We start from the raw sequence: 16,830 nt of genomic DNA, 5'->3' as shown, positions 1-16,830 counted from the left end.
TCACTCCTGAACGGGCTTGGACGGAATCGTTGCGCGGACCTCGAACCCGCCCTCGGGCCGGGGTCCGGCCTCCAGTTCACCATCGAGCATCCCCACCCGTGCACGCAGCCCGGCCAGACCTCGTCCGCCCGCTGGGCCAGGCTTCCGCGGGACCGGTACGGTCGCCGGGGAGGCGGCGGGTGCCTCGGTCGTCACCTTGATCTCGACGTGCTCCTCGCGGTGCCCGACCATGACGTGTGCCGTCTGCCCTGCCGCGTGCTTCATCGCGTTGGTGAGCGCCTCCTGCACCACCCGGTACGCGGCCAGCTCCACGTCCACGGACTGCGCCCGCCGCTCGCCCTGCTCGCTGAACTCGACCGACTGACCCGACCTGCGGGCCTGTTCGACCAGGTCCACCACCCGTCCCAGGGTCGGGGCCCGGTCCGCACGCGCCGGGTCGGCGACCGCGGACTCACCGGTCGCCTCCAGCACACCGAGCAGGTACCGCAGCTCCGTCAGAGCCCGACGGCCGGTGTCGCTGACGGCCGCCAGTCCCTCCCCGGCCCGTTCCGGCGCCGACGTGAGCAGGAACTGCGCCGCGTCGGACTGGACCACCATGGCCGTCACGTGGTGGGTGACCACGTCGTGCAGTTCGCGCGCGATCCGTGCCCGCTCGGCGGCCGTGGCCACCTCGGCGGCCAGCCGCCGCCGCTCCACCTCTTCCCCTCGCCGCATGCGCACGACACTCCCCACCAGCCAGATCGCGGCCAGAGTCAGATAGAACGCGAGATAGTCCGGGATTTCCTGTGGTGAGCCGAGGTGGTGCAGGACGACGGCCAGTACGGCGTACGCCGCACTCGCCACGACGGTCACGGCGCGGCGGAGGCCGACCTGATGGGCCCCGGCGGAGTACAGGGCGAGATACAGTCCCAGACTCCCGAACGTCGTCGCGAAACCCAGCGCCTGGTGCACGGCGAACGCGCCCGCGGTGACGGCCAGACAGGCCGCGGGCCACCGGCGGCGGACCGCCGCCGGCAGGGTCTGGGCCAGGATCAGCCCGATGCCCAGCGCGTTCGCCGGCCGCTCGGGCAGGTCGCCGATCTGCCCCCCGATGTTCGACAGGGTCGGCACGAAGGCCAGCAGGGTGAGCACCAGAGCGAGGACGCCGTCCTTGACGGAGGCATCCCGCTCGCTCCACCAGTCACGTAATGCCCGGAGGGGCGGGGGACTCCAGAGCGCCTGACGGGACATCACTTCCGTTTCCTCCAGTCGGCCTGTCTCAGTGCCGGGCCCGCCGCCGGGGCAGCAGTCGGCCGTTCCGGTGGGCGAGGACGGCCATCGGGACGGTGATCAGTACACCGAGGACGATGGGCACGATCGACGTCTCCAGGCCGAAGCCGTCGCCGGTCAACAGGGTGGAACCATGGACGTCGACGGTGTACAGAGCCTCGGGGGTGTGTCCGGAGACCGGGACGCCGAGCAGCTGCTCGACAGTGTTCCAGGCGAAGTGCAGACCCACGACGAACCAGATGCTACGCCGCCACAGGAACGCGGCACCGAGCATGACGCCCGCCTCGAGAGCGATCGCCACCAGGCTCCGCCCACTGGCACCCGGAGCCCCCAGGTGGGCGACGCCGAAGAACAACGCGGTGATCGCGACGGCGGCCCGGCTGCCCCACAACTGCTCCAGAGCCTGCAGGGCGAGACCGCGGAACAGCAGCTCCTCGGTGACCGCGGCGCCAATCTGCACCATGACCGCGGACCACACGACCGACACGAAGCCGTTGCCCGCCCAGGAGAACGAGTAGCCCCCGAGAGCCGTGATCAGGAGTGCGGACACGAGGATGAAGCCCAGACCGATCCCGCCGCCGAGCAACACCTCCCGGCCGGCCCCACGCCGGGCGATCTCCGGCGTGGGGCGTCGTGCGACGAAGCGCATGACCGCCCAGTACACCGCCACCGCGGCAGCCGCTCCCAGCGCCGGCACCGGACCGGGGCCCGTCGCGGTCAGGCCCGAGACGAGACCGACACCGACCATGCCTGTCAGCATCCAGCCGAGTGGAGATCGAACGATCCGGCCGAAACGGCCGCCCCAGCCGTCGCCGTCTTCGTCCGGGCCGGAGCCTGTGTCGTGCGGTGCGGTGGACGTCGTACCCATCGTGGCCTCCCCTTGTGGTGGTGGTCGCACCGGTGGCGACCTGACAACCACGCTAGGGACGCGCCGACGTCCGCGAGTCACCCCCACATGGACAATCCCTGTAGCTCTCAAAGGGGATGCGCCACCCCGCCCGCCCATCCAGGGCGGGTATCGAGTCGTGATCGATCCGGCGGACCGTTCCGCGCCATGGAGCGGATCCGGTAGCGCATCCTGCACGACGCGGGTGCAACTGAAGGGCGATGAAGGGGATTTCATCGGGCGGTACCTGCCCGATCGGCAGGTACCGCCCCTGTCCCGAGCTACCCGCACAGTGAGCCTCCGCCAACCTGAAGAAGCAGGTCAGAGGTCTGGTGTGACCGGCTCTCGAAGTGCTCACGCTGGTCGTGGGCGGCTGTCTGCGGAGTAGATCGTCTGACAGAGCCGGACAGTTCGCTGGTTCCTGCTCGCTGGGGCTAGTACTCCAGCCGTAGATCGTGATCTTCATGCTTGAGCGGCTTGTCGCCGATAGTGGCTGGTCTGTGATCGTGCTTGGTGGCGGCGTCGCCAGTGGGACCAGCGGAGCCGGTGGGCGGCGTCGAGTGCGGGCAGCCGGACGACGAGGGTGATGAACAGGCGCTGGATCTCGTTGCAGGTGAGCGGTATGAGGGTGCCGGGTGCGAGGTGGCGGGCGTGTTCGTCCGCGCGGACGACGGCTAGGAAGGCGTGGGCGAGCATGGCAAGGGTGACCCAGCGCGACCAGGACGGGTAGCGGCGGACCTGGTGCTCGTCCAGGGCGGCCAGGCCCTTTCCGGACTGGAAGAACTCCTCCACCCGCCATCTTGATCCAGCGACTCGCACCAGCTCGGCAAGCGGTACCGGTGCGGTCGAATAGCAGCGGTAGTAGGCGAGTTCGCCGGTAGTGCGGTTACGCCGGATCAGCAATTGGCGGCTGCCGGGCCGGGGACCGGTCAGGTCGATGACGGCCCAGTCGTAGAAGCGGTGGCCTTTGGCTCCGGCCCCTGCGGACAGCTTCTGCCAGGCCCTCTTGGGCACCTTCCTGGCCAGCATGTCGGCGCGAAACTTCCCGGAGCCTGTGGTGACTTCGTGCGAGCAGGCCACCGCGAGGACGTAGCCGGTGCCACGTTCCTCCAGCGCGGCGCGCAGCCTCGGGTTGCCGCCGTAGACCTCGTCTCCCGCGACCCAGGCGGCCCGGTGGCCGGCGTCCAGGAATCGGGTGACCATGCGAGCGGCCAGCTCCGGCTTGGTCGCGAACTCCGTCTTGTCACCAAGGCCGGCTGCCCGGCAGCGGTCGGGGTCGGAGGTCCAGGAACGCGGAACGTACAGTTCCCGGTCCACCGCGGCGTGCCCGCGGCGGCCGGCGTAGACCACATAGACGGCGACCTGGGCGTTCTCGATCCTGCCCGCGGTGCCGGTGTACTGCCGCTGGGCACCGACAGTGTCGGTGCCCTTCTTCACGTCGCCGGTCTCGTCGACGACCAGGACTGCCTCGTCGTCGTCCAAATGCTCGACCACGTAGGCGCGCACGTCGTCGGGGACCTGGTCGGCGTCCCACTTGGCCCGCCCGAGCAGGTGCTGCATGCCGTCCCGGGGTTCTGTCCCCGGCCCACTCGGCGATGGTCCAGCAGTTCTTGCGCGGCAGGTCCGACAGCAGGCCGAGTACCAACTTCCGGGCCCGGCGCCGGGATTCCACCCGCGTGAACCGTCCCGCTATCCGGCTCATCAGGCCCTCGAACGCTTCCTGCCAGCGGCCAGGGTCTACGCTGTGACCTGCGGCCACCGCATGATCGTTTGTCTTCACGCGTCGATGATCAACGGTGGCCGCACCCGTCTCCACAGCGCGTCAGGGTCGCGCAGCGTCTGCCTGCGTCCTGTATCTGGAGGACTTGTGCAACGTGGCGAAGTCTGGTGGGTTCAGTTCGACGAGCGGAGGTTGGTCGTACTGCTGTCGGGAGAGGAAACGTCCGGGATCCGGGTGATGCAGGTCGTCGCTCCAGCGGGCGTCGACATCAGCGGTCTGGGCATCGAAGTGATGGTGGGCGCCGGTGAAGGACTGCCGTTCGATGGCGTGCTGCGGCTCGCGTTCCCGCGTCCAGGCTTCACCCCGTGCACGTGGCTGACCACTGTGTCCCGGGACGACCTGATAGAGCGGGAGGCCGCCCTGTCCTCCGCGAAGCTCAGCGAGATTGACGACGCCCTCCGACTCGCTGAACAAGCGCGGGAGCGGACCCCCGCATCGACCGCGAAGCTCAGCGAGATAAGGGACGCCCTCCGTCTCGGTGAACTCGGGTAGACGAAGAAGGAGCCTACGCCCGCGACGGCGTGGACGATCTCGGGCGAGATGATCGACGCTGGCCACCTGCCGCCTCGGCTCCCCTCACCATGAAGATCACGATCTACGGCTGGACTACTTAGGCAGCCATTTACGATCCGGTGCATGGATCCCGAGCTGTTGGAACGGATCACCGCGCGGCACGCGGAACTGGACGAACTCGAAGAACAGCTGGCCAAGCAGCTGGCGGAGGTGAGGGCCGAGCGAGACGAACTTGCTGTCGCCGAACGGGTCCTTGAGCAGGTGAGCGAACAAATTGCTGACGAGCGCGTCTCGGCCTCGCCGGTGCCCGCGCAGGTGGGTGGACGGGCGGTCATGCTGATCCCACACCGCACAACGGATGTGGAGGAGAGCGTACTTCCGCTGGATTACCAGCGCATTCTCGCCGGCGTGCAGCAGGCCGCTGGACCGGTCATGGCCCGGCAGATCGGCGAGATGTTGGGAGTGGACGTCAATGTGCGGGCCAGGCTGGAACCGCTGCGCGGGAAGCTGGCCAGACTCGTCGACCGCAGCTGGTTACGGAGGCTACCCAACGGGCGGTTCACCACCCGCCTGTGACCGGCCGCCGCTGATCACGTACTTCGCCCTATACGACAGATCGTTGCCAGTGGATGGGGAGTTGTTCGACTCTCCTGCTGAAATTCGCGATAGAAGTTTCCCATCACTGCGGCAACCGGCGCGTGACGGACAAGGAGCGCCGCGATCGACGCTGGAACCCCCTCCGGTGGCACCCCCTGGGCGCACGCATGCACGAACGCTTTGCGTTCTTCCGGTTTGTGTCCGTAGAGAGCGACGGCTAGCCAGCTCACCAGGTGTGTGACGGTGTAGCAGCGGTCGTAGGTGCGGTGCTGGTCGAAGAAGTAGGCCTCGTCCTGTGTGAGGTCGAAGCGTGAGGAGATCGCGAGGCCGTAGTCGGTGAAGAAGAGCTGTCGACCGTCGGTGAGGATGTTCTCGAAGTGGGCGTCGAAGTGCAGAAGTCCGCGGGCGTTCATGAACGAGATGCCGGCTTTCAGCTCGTCGTCGACCATGGCGCAGGCCCGCCCGGCTGCCTCGTCGCCGACCCCGATCTGGACGCCCAGCCAGTTGTGCAGGTTCTGCGGGATGTACTCCAGGAACAGCACGAGGCTTGCCGTGGACTGCTGGAGAGCTTCGATCCGCCGGCGTACCGCTGATCCGCCTCCCCAGTAGGCGACAGCTCGGTCCACATCGGCCAGTTCCTCGGGCAGCGGCTGGCCAGAGTCTTGTATTACTCGCCAGTGGTACATCAGGGGAAAGCCCTCGTAGTCTCCCGCGACCACCCAGTTCGTCGTCATGGCGTGCGCGGTCAGCTCCCGCCAGGCCCCGAACCCCGGGCCACCGATGGTGCCGATGCCGTAGTGGCAAAAGTCCGGGAGTCCGAACAGATTCGCGGTGGAGTGAACGTGCTCCGGCCGTCGTTCCAGATCGGTCAGCCGTACCTGCTTGACGAAGACCCGGGTTCCTTCGACCTCCAGCAGGACTGTTTTCCCGCCGATGCCCGACCCCAGCGGTGCGCCGGCTTCCACGAACTCGCGCAGACTGCGGTCACTGCGCAGCGCCAGCGATGTAGAAACGGTGCCATGGGCGGCCAGACGAGCACCGCGGGACATGTCAGGGCCCTTCACTAACTCCTTCAACCGTGCCCCGCCTCTTGTTCAACGGCTTGAGCAGACACCGGGACGGGGCCAGAGTCACCCTCCCATGTCGGAGCCGGTGAGATGTGGCGTGACTGGGGGCCTCGGGATGCCGTTGAGGCTTGGTTTTGTACGTGGGAGCTGACACCACTTGTCGCTCAGAGCGGGGAACGCCCGGTTTTCCCGGAGGGCAGTGTTGCTGAGTTCTGGCAACACCCGGAAAGATCACGGGCATGGCATCTCACGCGAACCATGCCCGCGCCCTGTCCTTCGACACTGTTGCCACTCAGTACGCTGCCACCCGGCCGGACTATCCGTCGGCCCTCTTCGACGCCGTTGAGGAACTCGCCGGCCGACCGCTGGCCTGCGCCGACGTACTGGACTGCGGAGCCGGCACCGGCATCGCCACTCGGCTGATGCGCGAACGAGGCGCCCACGTCGTCGCCCTGGAGCCGGGCGCCGGTATGGCGGCCGAGCTACGCGCGGCCGAGCCGGAGATCCCGCTGGTGCGGGGCGAGGGGAACTGCCTGCCATTCGCCGCAGGCAGCTTCGACGTGATCACCTACGCCCAAGCCTGGCACTGGACCGACCCGGCCCGCTCCGTCCCCGAAGCGCTGCGTGTGTTACGCCCGCACGGCGTGCTGGCCCTGTGGTGGAACCAGGCCGACGTCCGCGTCCCGTGGGTCGCAGCGGAGGATGCCCGACTCGCACCCTTCACCCGCAACTACCCGGCAACCGTGGCCGAGCTGCTCGCCTCGTTCCCGGTCCACGTGGCTACCCGCGAGATCCCGTGGTCGCGCCAGATCACCGTCGAGGAGCACACCAGATACCTCGCCACCCACTCGCACTTCACGGTCATGGACCCCATCGAGCGGGCCGAACTCCTCGACATGAACCGCACCGCACTGGCTCGGACCTTCCCCGAAGGCGAACTCGACGAGCCATACCTGTGCGGCCTGACCGTCGTGCGATCAGCCACCACCCACAGCTGAACGGAACCCAGCGCCCACAGACTTCTCAATGCCGTTGTCAAGCCGCGCGGGTGCTGTCCAGACGGGGCTACGCCGCTGGTTCAACGCTCACCGCGATAGCTCGTCTCCGAAGGTGAACCGCCAGGACCTCCATCTCGACGAGCGTGCCGATAAGACCGGCTTCGGCGAGCTCCGTTGCCTGCGCTCGTGCTTCGCCCAGGGACAGTTCCCGTGCACTCCGGAGGGCCTGCAGCACGGGAACAAGGCTCGGTACGTCTCCAGACAGGAGAAGCCGCGCTGGCCCGTGCACTTGCAGCAGAGGCTGTCGAATGTTCTCGGGCGTGACGGGGCCGCTGTCTTCCTCGCACCACCCATTCGGGCAGTCCACGCATCGCCCTTCGGTGCCCCAACAGAGCATGCCGCGGTCGAAGAACTGGCCGACATCGCAGGTCGTCGTACCTCCGCAGGCACTGCACCGGCCTGTGACCTGTACTCCTTGTGTGATCACAGGGATCTCCTCAGCGCCATGGGTCAATGCTGATGGGATCCTCCCTGAGAAGTCTGCTTTGGTCGATCAGGTTTGCGATCGGCGAGTAGCCCTATTGGGCGGTTGCTGCCGGTGGCATGAGTTCGTAGGGCCGCTGGTCTCGGAGAAGTGGCCACAGGACGTTAACTCGTCGCCAGGCCAGCGCCAGGACTGCTTGCGAGTGCCTCTTGCCCTCGGCCCGTTTGCGGTCGTAGTACCAGCGTGATTCCGAGCAGCAAGTGATGCTGCTCATGGCGGCAAGGAACAGGGCCCGTTGCAGACGTCGGCGATATCGCTTCGGCCGGTGTCGGTTACCGCTGACCTTGCCTGAGTCCCTGGGAGCCGGTGCCATCGGTCTTGCCTTCGCCGCGGTAGCCGGCCGTGGCCCGGTTCACGGTCCGGCCGGGGATGTAGAGCACCTCCTGGTCGTGGTTGAGCAGGAGAGCGATGACGAGAGCGGCCCCGCCATCGGCAAGGTCGATGGCCCAGATCACCTCGTCGCCCAGGGCGAGAACATCGGTGATCAGCAGCAAGAGGTCAGGCTCGTCATTGGCCACCCGCCTCGATAACAGCTTGGTGCCCTCCCCGTCGATGACGAAGCAGTGGTGGTGGCCCTTGCCAGCGTCGATGCCGGCCCAGATGCGATTCATCTTCATCCCGAGTCAGTCGTACTGATTCTCTACAGACGACCTCACCGGCGTTGTCCTACTCAGCGATCTACTCGCAACTCTCAATGAGCGGCCCGGTCGTCGGTGGGGTCCCAGGCGGCCAAGTCTGTTCAGCCACGAGCGGCGACACCTCAGTAGCCCCTCCCAGAACCCCCAGGCGACAGGACCCTACGAATGGCCCGATCAACCCGCCTAGAAGGTAGGACACCTCACGCCACCAAGGTCACCTCAGAACACCCACAGTGCTGCGGAACCGTCAGGCCCTGAGCGTTGTCAGTTCTCACTGACATTGCCAAACCACTTGATCACTAACTGATCGTTTCAGAATGAGATCTTGATCTGACCTCTCGGCTGAGACGGCGCTCAGTCACGCGACGGAACCGGTAGCTCTGCTTGCGCGTTGGCTCGACAGTACTTTGGGAGGGGAGAACCTTGTCGATTTTGAGTTTCCCGCCGGCGCGGGCGGTCGGACGTGGGGCGGCCTGGTACCGCGGGGATTGCCATGTCCACTCCGTCGACTCGGACGGGGAACTCACTCCTGAAGAGTTGGCCGTTCGGGCGCGCGCTGCCGGGCTCGACTTCATGGCGACAACGGAGCACAACTCAGCTGCGGAACCCGGTGCATGGGGGCATCTGGCTGCCGATGACTTCTTGATCGTTCTCGGTGAGGAAGTGACCACGAAGACCGGGCACTGGCTCGCGCTCGGCATCAACCCCGGCGAGGTCGTCGACTGGAACCACCAGGTCAGGGACGGGCTGATCGATCAGTGCCTGGATCAGGTCCATCGAGTGGGGGGCCTGTGCGTGGCCGCACACCCGCATGCGCCCTATCCGTCGGGCGACTTCATGTTCCCCTTCCGGGGCTTCGACGTGGTGGAGGTCTGGAACGGGCTGTGGACTTCGGACCGACCCTGGAACGCTGACAACGAGACCGCCCTGGCGGAGTGGGGGCGGAGCCTCGCAGCGGACATCCACACGGGCTCGTGGCGGCCGGCGATGGGCAACAGCGACACCCACTTGGAGGGGCAGATCGGCATCCCTCACACCGTGGTCTTCGCCGAGGAGCTGAGCACCGAGGCGGTCCTGGCCGGAATCCGTGCTGGCCGCAGCTGGATCGCCGAGTCGGCGGACGTGGACGTGTCGTTCACCGCCAATGCCGATGGTCGCGCTGCCGGGGTGGGAGAACAGCTCACAACTCATGGTGGGCAGGTCGAAGTGCAGGCGGCAGTACGAGGTGTGCCGGTGGGGACCGTCAGCTTCCACACCGATCGAGGGAAGGTTCACCGGGCGTCTCTCCCCGGCGACGGGGCAGGTGTGGTGCAGTGGGACACGACGGCGGAGGACTCAGCGTTCGTCCGCATCGAGGTCCGCCATCCCAACGGGCACGTCGCCGCACTCACCAATCCGATCGTCCTCACCTGACCGCTCGTTTCACCGTACGGTGCGCAGGCGACGGAGGCAGATGAGGCTGCAGGCCAGTTCGAGCAGGCCCTGATGGAGGTCGGCGCGTCGTTCGTAGCGGATCCGGAGCCGTTTGAACTGGTGCAGCCAAGCGAAGGCCCGCTCCACCACCCAACGGACCTTGCCGAGCCCCGAGCCGTGGGCCACGCCACGTCGGGCGATCATCGGTTTGATGCCGCGCTTCCACAGCAGGCGACGGTACTTGTCGAAGTCGTAGCCCCGGTCGGCATACAGATGCCGCGGCTTGCGGCGAGGCCGTCCTCGCAGCCCCCCGGATCGGCGGGACCGCGTCGAGCAACGGCAGGAGCTGGGTGACGTCGTGGCGGTTGCCGCCGGTGAGGGTGACGGCGAGCGGGGTTCCGTGCAGGTCGACTATCAGGTGGCGCGCTTGCGCACCGCGCCCTCAGTGACAGCGCCCCGAACATCACTACCCGGATCCGCCACACCATCGCCCTCTTCTGGGGACGCGACGCGACACGTCAGCCGAGAGCAAGCAATCGGCGATCGTCACCCTCGCAGGCATCCTCAAAAAAACGTCGGTGCCGGCGATCCGGCGCCCGAAGTCACCTCCTTCAGGGGCAAGTTCGTACTCGCTGCCGGCCTCGCGGGGTTAAGCGACCTTGACCGGGCCGCTTCCCGGCTCCTTCACGATGCGATCGCCGACCCCGATCGACTTCCACAGCCGACGGTCGATGCGCACCTTCATGAACTGGCCGTCCACACGCCTCACCTTGACGAAGTGGTACATGTTCGCGCCGTCGAGCATGCCCCGCGACTTGTCCTCAACGATGCCTTCCCAAGCGTCGTCCGGTCCTGGTCGGTGAGATGTGAACATGCCGTAAGCCTACGGAGGTCGACAGGCGTGGTGCAGTGTCAAGAGGCACAAATACCGCAGTACAGGTGTCACACAAGGAGCCCCACAAATGTCCTGAGCAGCGCAACGACGACACCCTTCAGGAACTGAACCGGCATACACGGCAGGCCGGCCATGGCCAACGGCTGCATGCCCTCCCACGAGGACTTGCCCATACCTGCGCGCGATGCGGAACTCTCTGCGCGCACCCGCCCCGGGGTGCGGATGCTGCACAGTGCCCGCTGGTCCAGGTCGATCCGGTCACGGGCAGGAACGCATTGTGGATCAAGCTCGACCACCCCGCCGAACCGCACCGCAACTATGGCGCAGCCGTGATCGGCTACACCGGGCAACAGAACCGCGAACTCTTGCCACCCTCGACCGGACACCAGCCCCAGTCCAGCGACCCTCCCGTAGGCGCAGCGGGCAGGGCGCCAGGATTGATGCGAAAGTGGCTGTAGTTGCTCCTGTGAGGGCCGACGTGGTCGGCTGCTACCTTCCGAGCCATGAACGACAGCGTGTATGTGGGCAATGCCGGCAGGGATGCGGCACTGGACCGGGGGTGGCTGCTGGGGCACTTCAAGGACGTCTCCGATCCTCGGCACAGCGAGGCGGTGGAGATCAAATGGGGCGTCCACCCGCAGGGCGATGAGCGGGCTCAGTGGGTGACGGGCGAAGGGCGCACCGCCCTGCTGGTCCTCATCAGCGGGCGCTTCCGGGTGGAACTGCCCGGACGCAGCGTTCTCTTGGCCCAGCAGGGGGACTACGTCGTGTGGGGCCGGGGCGTTGACCACTCCTGGTTCGCGGAGGAAGAGTCCGTGGTTCTGACCGTCCGGTGGCCCTCACTCCCTGGCTACAAGGCGACCGATTAGGGCGATTCCGCCGCTGAACAAGTCCCCCATCGGTCTTCCTCCCTGTCAGCCCAACCCGAGCACCGCAGGCGCTGGTTCTCTGTTCCCGCTCGGGCCCGACACCCTCTCGCGAAACAGGCACGCACGATAGGCCACCTCGATGGCTATGGGGCCTTCTGAGGAAGTGGCGGATGTCAGGACCGATACCAGTCGTCTCCGCCGGTGCTCAGCGCGCGGCCGAGGTAGTCCCGCAGGCCGCCGGCGACCCAGCGGCGGCTGTCGCTCTCGTGCTCCCAGACGAAGATGTCGGGACGGTCGGGCCTTTGCACGAAGGCGAACTGGTCGCCGCCCCCGTTGTCCCCGAAGAAGAGCAGAGCGTCGAAGGGCATGTACAGCTGGGCGAACGTTTCATCCGACCAGAAGAGAAGGTTCTGCTCGACGATCCGGTCCAGCGGCCAGACAGCGTCCGTGTCGGTGTGTCCGGTCACCCCGTCGCTTTCGAGGAGCAGCGCCCGCAGTTCGGCCGGCAGTGTCCGCCCGAGCCGCTCCTGCGCCTCGGCGAGAGCGGACTCCTGAACCGCCTCCCGCAGGCCCACACCGGGAAAGCTCTGCGCCGCCGTCTCTCTCCACATGGTCCAAAGCCTACGTCGCGGGCGAGTTCAGCGATTTCGGCGCTGACATCACGCACTTGGCGAACTGCCCGCCGCGGAGCGTGAGGTGCTCGTCCTCCGAGCCGGGCCCGGTGCGCCTGCGAAACCTTTGAGGGCCTAAAGTCGGTGCCCGTTACAGCCATTTGGGGCGCGGGGGATGCCCGCGGAGGAGAGGGGCCCGATGTCGCACGACGATGGAGCAAGCACGACGCCGAGATCCGGCGCACCCACGTACGCGATGCTGATGGCCGAGGCGCGGCGCCAGGCGGCGCTGACCAGGCCCACGGCACGCAGCCATCGCAAGGCGGACATTCGCAGGGTGCGGTGGTGGCGGGTGCGGACGCTGCGGATCATCTCAGGTGTGTCCACCCTGGCCACGGCGCTGGTCTTCACGCTCCTTCTGCTGGCGATCTGCTGGCTGGGCGGCCCGTCGATACTGCCCGATGCCTGGTTCCCGCTCGTGGTATCGGTCGGCATGGCGCTTTTCGGGGCCTACCAACTCCGTGGATCCGGTGGGGCGACGGCCAGGACCTTGGCCCATGCCGCCTGCGCGCCCGGCCCCGTGCCCAAGCGGTATGCCCTGCTGTACGACCCGCCCTGGGGCGGGGTCGCCCTGCTGGTGCTGTTTCCGGCCGCCGGGGGCGACGACGTCCGACCCGATGGGGTGCTGGAACTCAGGCCCCTGCCTCAAACCTGGCGTCGGTTCCTGGGGGCGGGCAAGCTCCCGGCCGACCTGCCTGTGGAGCCCGTCGGCGAGCTCGAACTCCGTGGCCGAACGGACGGATTGCCGATGGGCGTCCCGTGGATTGACGGGCGGGCGTACTGGCCGAAGCGCTCCTACGGCCCCGATGATCTGGTGAGGCAGGAAGGCCAAGCCTTGATGGCCCGACTGCTTGCGGACACCACCGAGGACCCGGACACGATCGGTTCTTGATGTCACCGCCCGGCGGCCGGGCCCCCACCGTCCGTATGCCGAGGTCGGCATATCAGCAGCAGGAAGGTCGCTGCGACCGCCAGAGATCGTAGTGCCGAGGGACTGCAGTGCACCGGTGGCGTCACACCGAAGTCACGTCGGCTCCACGCGACTTATGTCGTCGTGGGCTCCGCCGTCTGGTCCGTCGCCTCCGTGGTGACGGACCAGAGGCGGAGCCGAAGAACGAGTCGGCCGACCGAATCGCTCGCGGCAGCAAGGGCGGCGACCCGCCGGCTTCGACTAGGCCGTCTCTTTCGGATCTTGGTTCGGAGGAGCCCGTTCGCCGCCTGCCCGCACATATATTGGCGAGGTGGACGAAGCCGAAGCGAGCGGTCAGGTGCGGAGGGACGAGGTTCGCGTGCGTCCGACGGCTGAGCAGGATCGGGACGCGCTGGCACGGCTTGTCGAGGTGGACGCGGACCCCTTCGAAGTCGAGTTGTACGAGCGCGCGGCGGATCCCCAAGTGCTTTCGATCGATCGCGCTCAGAGGTCGCGGGCCGGGCAGTACGCCAGGCATGTGCGACGGCTTCGAGAGCGTGAACAGCGCCAAGGCAGTTGAGCAGTAGCCTTCCGATCGTCTGATCGTTGGTCCGGGTGTGTCGTTGACTGACGCCCAGTGGGCACGCATCGAGCCGTTGCTACCGGACCGGACACCTCGGGGGGTGGGCGGTGTCGTGATCACCGGCAGGTGATCGACGCGATCGCATTCAAGTACCGCACCGGGAGCCCGTGGATAGACCTTCCCAAACGCTTCGGTTCGTGGAAGGGCGTCTACAACCGGCTGCGGAAGTGGGCCGCCGACGGAACCTGGGAGAAGGTGTTCACCACCCTGCTCGCCCAGGCCGACACTGACGGCGACCTCGACTGGGTCGTCGCCGTCGACTCCACCGTCGTCCGCGCCCACCAGCACGCGGCCTGGGCCCGCCAAAAGGGGCCCCGGCCGGCGAGCCTGACCACCATGCCCTCGGACGCTCGCGCGGCGGCCTGACCACCAAGATCCACCTCGCCGCCGACAGCCGCTGCCGGCCCTTGGCTTTCGTCCTCACCCCGGGCCAGTCCGGTGACGCACCCGCGTTTGAGCACGTCATGGCTGGCATCCGGGTGCCCAGACCACTCGGCAGACCACGAACGACACCGGACGTGATCCTGGCCGACAAGGCGTACTCGTCCCGCGCGATCCGCACCCATCTGCGTCGCCGCGGGATCCGGGCGGTGATCCCGCAGCCAGCCGACCAAGCCGCGAACCACAAGCGGCTCGGCAACCGCGGCGGACGGCCTCCGGCCTTCGACCGCGCCTCCTACAAGCAGCGAAACACCGTCGAGCGATGCATCAACAAGATCAAGCAATGGCGCGGCCTGGCTACCCGCTACGACAAAACCGCCACCATCTACCTCGCCGCACTCCACGTCGCAGCCATCTTCATCTGGTCAGCAGGGTGATCCAGAAGAAGCGGCCTAGCCCAGGCCGGCGCGTCGAGCGGCCTCTGGGCGGTGGCGGCGGGCCGGGCCGCCGCGCTCCTGACCGTCCTCCCGCTCGCCGTGTCCAGTCCCCCGGTCCACCGGATGCCGCCCCGCCTCCTCGCCGGCGCGACCCTCTCCGGCGCGGGCGCCGCACTCGACCTGATCTGCTACCTCCTCGCCACCCGCGAACAACTCCTCACCGTGGCGGTCGTCCTCGTCTCCCTCTACCCGGCCATCCCCGTCCTCCTCTGCCTCCTCCTGCTCCACGAACGCCTCGGCCACGCCCGCACGGTGGGCCTCTGCGGGGCGGCGGTGGCGAGTGTGCTAATCGGGCCGGGAAGACGGGACACCTCTCCGCCGCGCATCCTTCTCCTCCACGGTCCGCCGCCCGTCTCTTCTCCTTTACGGACGTCCTGTCGTGGGCATGATGCACATCAGGGGCGGTACCGGCTTACAGGGGGACTTCGCATGTTCGACAGGGCCAGGAACAACCCCAGAGTGCTGCGGATCACCGAGTGGTACTACTGGGACGACATGCTCGACGCGGTCTCACATCTCGTACGGTCCCGTGCGAAGTGGGTGATCCTGGGGAACCTGTCCACCCTGGCCTGCGCGATCGCCTCGACGGTCTACCACTGGACACGTCCGTTCACCTTCGCGGACTACCTGACGGTCCAGCTCGCGTGCCTGGCATGCCAGGCGGTCGCTCTGTTCCCGGTCGGGCTGCCCGGCCGGACGGCCTCGCCGGAGGACGCCTCCGGCTTCTCCGCTCTCCACGAGAGCCTGGCGCTGACCATCGTCTGCGTTCCGTCGATCTTCTTCCTCTGCCCGGGCCTGGCGCTGCTCATGTTTCTCGACGTGAACCCGGACGGCTCGCTGTACTCCGCCGTACTCCTCCCGGCCGTTGCCCTCACGCTGGCCTGCGTCGCCGGACTGATCTCCGGTGTCTTCCTGTCCAGCCCCGCGGAGTCCGGGTCCGCCGCCGGTCCCCCCGGCACGACCGGTGGAACCGACTGGAGCGACTCCGGCTACAGCGCCGACACGGACTCGGGCTACGACGGCGACTGACCGGTGCGCGGCGGCCTTCGTGGTCAACTGCGCCCACCGAGCCAGGCGGTCACCTCGCGCCAGGCCGCCGCGGCCTCCTCCCCGTCCCACCACCAGAACGGCGGATCGCCGGTCTCCAGCTCCTCGCACCATTGCTGCGCGCAGGTGACCAGGTGCCGGCGGGCCGTCTCACCCGCCGCCGCCTCCGTGTCCCAGCGGGCGAGCTACGGCGCCACCGAAGCAGTCGCCGTCGCACAGGCCTCGAAGATCTCGCAGGCGGTCGTGAGGGTTGGTCCGTCCGCAAGGTGTGTGTCCACCAGGCATCGAGGAATGCGTATCCATGGCCGACGCAGCCTACTGGAGTGCCTCGGGCCGACGGTCCGTCGCCTGGTCGGGAGCTGGCAGGCCGTGTGCCCGGAGTCTGCAGCGGTTAGGGCGTGTCTTAAGGATCTTGCCCTCAGCATGTCAGGGCGGTGGTCCCGACTTCCCGTGCTGCAAAAGCCCCCGCGCGCTGCCCGCGGTCCTTTAGCCTCAGCTCGCCGGCCCGAGCCCCTTCGGGAGGGCGGCCACCACGAAAGCGACGGCTTCCTCCGGCGTCTCGGTGCGCGCGACCAGCCTGCCTTTGTTCCGCACCCCATACAGCCCCTCGTCGTACGGGCAGATGATGTATCCGACCCGCGTCTTCCAGAACTCCTCGACCCTGGGGGAGAACCAGAGGTTGAAGTGACTGTTGACCGGCATCAACTGGCGGAGCACCGGCTGGGCGTACGCCGCCGCCAGCACCGCGTGGGGGCGCGGGTGCCGGTCGTACGGCGGCATGTGGATGCGGTCGAGCATGGCGCACCACGTCAACTCGACCACACCGAACGGCTCCCGCTCGTGGACGAGGGCCCAGGGCCTGAACCGGACGAACGGGGCGCGCGCTTTGGTCTCCTCGAGGCCCACGCCGCCCGTCCACGCAGCCGTCGCCCTGACCACTTCGGCCAGGTCTACGGTCCACCCACAGGCCAAGGGTGTGCCGTTGTCCTTGAGAATCACCTGGAAAGTCCGACGCCTCTCGCCGGGCGGATACACCATCACGCGCCGACCGCTCCTCGCGTCGACGTACTCTGCGAGGCGACTCCACTTCCCGTCCGACTCGGGCAGGGCAAGCCCGAGCCCTTCAGCCGTACGCCCTAGCGCAGCCCGGAGGGCTCCGTCATCGTCCCAGCCACCCTCGCCAAGCCCCGCCCCGAAGTTCATCGCACCAGT

15 protein-coding genes and 4 pseudogenes are annotated in these 16,830 nt (G+C 67.6%); 9 read left to right on the top strand and 10 right to left on the bottom strand.

Features of this window, described 5'->3' with window-relative positions:
* From OG410_RS40560 to OG410_RS40550, 3 genes and pseudogenes are all read right to left on the bottom strand, one after another.
* Window positions 1-1,230 (bottom strand): sensor histidine kinase, encoded by a 1,230-nt coding sequence (locus OG410_RS40560; RefSeq protein ID WP_329303751.1) that lies wholly within the window; start codon window positions 1,228-1,230, stop codon window positions 1-3.
* Between the two features lie 28 nt (window positions 1,231-1,258).
* Window positions 1,259-2,137, bottom strand: coding sequence for a CPBP family intramembrane glutamic endopeptidase (locus OG410_RS40555; RefSeq protein ID WP_329303750.1), 879 nt, complete (start codon window positions 2,135-2,137; stop codon window positions 1,259-1,261).
* A gap of 480 nt (window positions 2,138-2,617) precedes the next feature.
* A pseudogene (locus OG410_RS40550) lies at window positions 2,618-3,857 on the bottom strand (IS701 family transposase).
* A 165-nt stretch (window positions 3,858-4,022) separates the two neighbouring features.
* Between OG410_RS40550 and OG410_RS40545 the strand changes: the two are divergent.
* Both OG410_RS40545 and OG410_RS40540 read left to right on the top strand, forming a co-directional pair.
* Window positions 4,023-4,427, top strand: a complete 405-nt coding sequence (locus OG410_RS40545) for a type II toxin-antitoxin system PemK/MazF family toxin (RefSeq protein ID WP_329303749.1) — start codon at window positions 4,023-4,025, stop codon at window positions 4,425-4,427.
* Between the two features lie 144 nt (window positions 4,428-4,571).
* Window positions 4,572-5,024, top strand: a complete 453-nt coding sequence (locus tag OG410_RS40540) for a hypothetical protein (RefSeq protein WP_329303748.1) — start codon at window positions 4,572-4,574, stop codon at window positions 5,022-5,024.
* Window positions 5,025-5,038: 14 nt separating this feature from the next.
* Here OG410_RS40540 and OG410_RS40535 read toward each other — a convergent pair whose 3' ends face one another.
* Window positions 5,039-6,094 carry a protein kinase family protein gene (locus OG410_RS40535; protein WP_329303747.1) on the bottom strand — a complete coding sequence of 352 codons (1,056 nt, stop codon included), beginning with the start codon at window positions 6,092-6,094 and terminating at the stop codon, window positions 5,039-5,041.
* 257 nt (window positions 6,095-6,351) lie between these two features.
* Here OG410_RS40535 and OG410_RS40530 point away from each other — a divergent pair, with 257 nt between their 5' ends.
* Window positions 6,352-7,110: a class I SAM-dependent methyltransferase gene (locus OG410_RS40530; RefSeq protein WP_329303746.1), complete on the top strand. Its 759-nt coding sequence runs from the start codon at window positions 6,352-6,354 to the stop codon at window positions 7,108-7,110.
* Window positions 7,111-7,688: 578 nt separating this feature from the next.
* Here the strand turns inward: OG410_RS40530 and OG410_RS40525 are convergent.
* Window positions 7,689-8,265, bottom strand: a pseudogene (locus OG410_RS40525) (IS110 family transposase).
* 450 nt (window positions 8,266-8,715) lie between these two features.
* Between OG410_RS40525 and OG410_RS40520 the strand changes: the two are divergent.
* Window positions 8,716-9,705, top strand: coding sequence for a CehA/McbA family metallohydrolase (locus OG410_RS40520; protein ID WP_329303745.1), 990 nt, complete (start codon window positions 8,716-8,718; stop codon window positions 9,703-9,705).
* A gap of 9 nt (window positions 9,706-9,714) precedes the next feature.
* Here OG410_RS40520 and OG410_RS40515 read toward each other — a convergent pair.
* A pseudogene (locus tag OG410_RS40515) lies at window positions 9,715-10,129 on the bottom strand (IS5 family transposase); the annotation flags it as partial.
* Window positions 10,130-10,354: 225 nt separating this feature from the next.
* Window positions 10,355-10,579 carry a DUF7489 domain-containing protein gene (locus OG410_RS40510; protein WP_329303744.1) on the bottom strand — a complete coding sequence of 75 codons (225 nt, stop codon included), beginning with the start codon at window positions 10,577-10,579 and terminating at the stop codon, window positions 10,355-10,357.
* 524 nt (window positions 10,580-11,103) lie between these two features.
* On the opposite strand from OG410_RS40510, the gene OG410_RS40505 reads away from it, so the two are divergent.
* The gene (locus OG410_RS40505; protein ID WP_329303743.1) at window positions 11,104-11,469 is read left to right on the top strand and encodes a signal peptidase I; all 366 of its coding nucleotides are present in this window, start codon (window positions 11,104-11,106) and stop codon (window positions 11,467-11,469) included.
* A gap of 173 nt (window positions 11,470-11,642) precedes the next feature.
* Here the strand turns inward: OG410_RS40505 and OG410_RS40500 are convergent, their stop codons facing one another.
* Window positions 11,643-12,080, bottom strand: coding sequence for an SMI1/KNR4 family protein (locus OG410_RS40500; protein ID WP_329303742.1), 438 nt, complete (start codon window positions 12,078-12,080; stop codon window positions 11,643-11,645).
* 199 nt (window positions 12,081-12,279) lie between these two features.
* On the opposite strand from OG410_RS40500, the gene OG410_RS40495 reads away from it, so the two are divergent.
* The 3 genes and pseudogenes from OG410_RS40495 to OG410_RS40485 all read left to right on the top strand — a co-directional run bounded on the left by OG410_RS40495 (window position 12,280) and on the right by OG410_RS40485 (window position 14,511).
* Window positions 12,280-13,032, top strand: a complete 753-nt coding sequence (locus OG410_RS40495; RefSeq protein ID WP_329303741.1) for a hypothetical protein — start codon at window positions 12,280-12,282, stop codon at window positions 13,030-13,032.
* A 349-nt stretch (window positions 13,033-13,381) separates the two neighbouring features.
* Window positions 13,382-13,630, top strand: coding sequence for a hypothetical protein (locus OG410_RS40490; protein ID WP_329303740.1), 249 nt, complete (start codon window positions 13,382-13,384; stop codon window positions 13,628-13,630).
* 22 nt (window positions 13,631-13,652) lie between these two features.
* Window positions 13,653-14,511, top strand: a pseudogene (locus tag OG410_RS40485) (IS5 family transposase).
* Window positions 14,512-14,526: 15 nt separating this feature from the next.
* On the opposite strand, the gene OG410_RS40480 reads toward OG410_RS40485, so the two are convergent.
* A complete protein-coding gene (locus OG410_RS40480; RefSeq protein WP_329303739.1) occupies window positions 14,527-14,814 on the bottom strand; it encodes a hypothetical protein in 288 nt (95 codons plus the stop codon).
* Between the two features lie 186 nt (window positions 14,815-15,000).
* Between OG410_RS40480 and OG410_RS40475 the strand changes: the two genes are divergently transcribed.
* A complete protein-coding gene (locus OG410_RS40475) occupies window positions 15,001-15,600 on the top strand; it encodes a hypothetical protein (RefSeq protein ID WP_329303738.1) in 600 nt (199 codons plus the stop codon).
* 510 nt (window positions 15,601-16,110) lie between these two features.
* On the opposite strand, the gene OG410_RS40470 is transcribed toward OG410_RS40475, so the two are convergent.
* A complete protein-coding gene (locus OG410_RS40470; protein WP_329303737.1) occupies window positions 16,111-16,821 on the bottom strand; it encodes a DUF6193 family natural product biosynthesis protein in 711 nt (236 codons plus the stop codon).
* Between the last annotated feature and the right edge of the window lie 9 nt (window positions 16,822-16,830).

The sequence above is a fragment of the Streptomyces sp. NBC_00659 genome, from assembly GCF_036226925.1.
In the GTDB taxonomy this organism is placed as follows: Bacteria; Actinomycetota; Actinomycetes; order Streptomycetales; family Streptomycetaceae; genus Streptomyces.
This window is presented reverse-complemented; position numbering and strand designations above follow the sequence as displayed.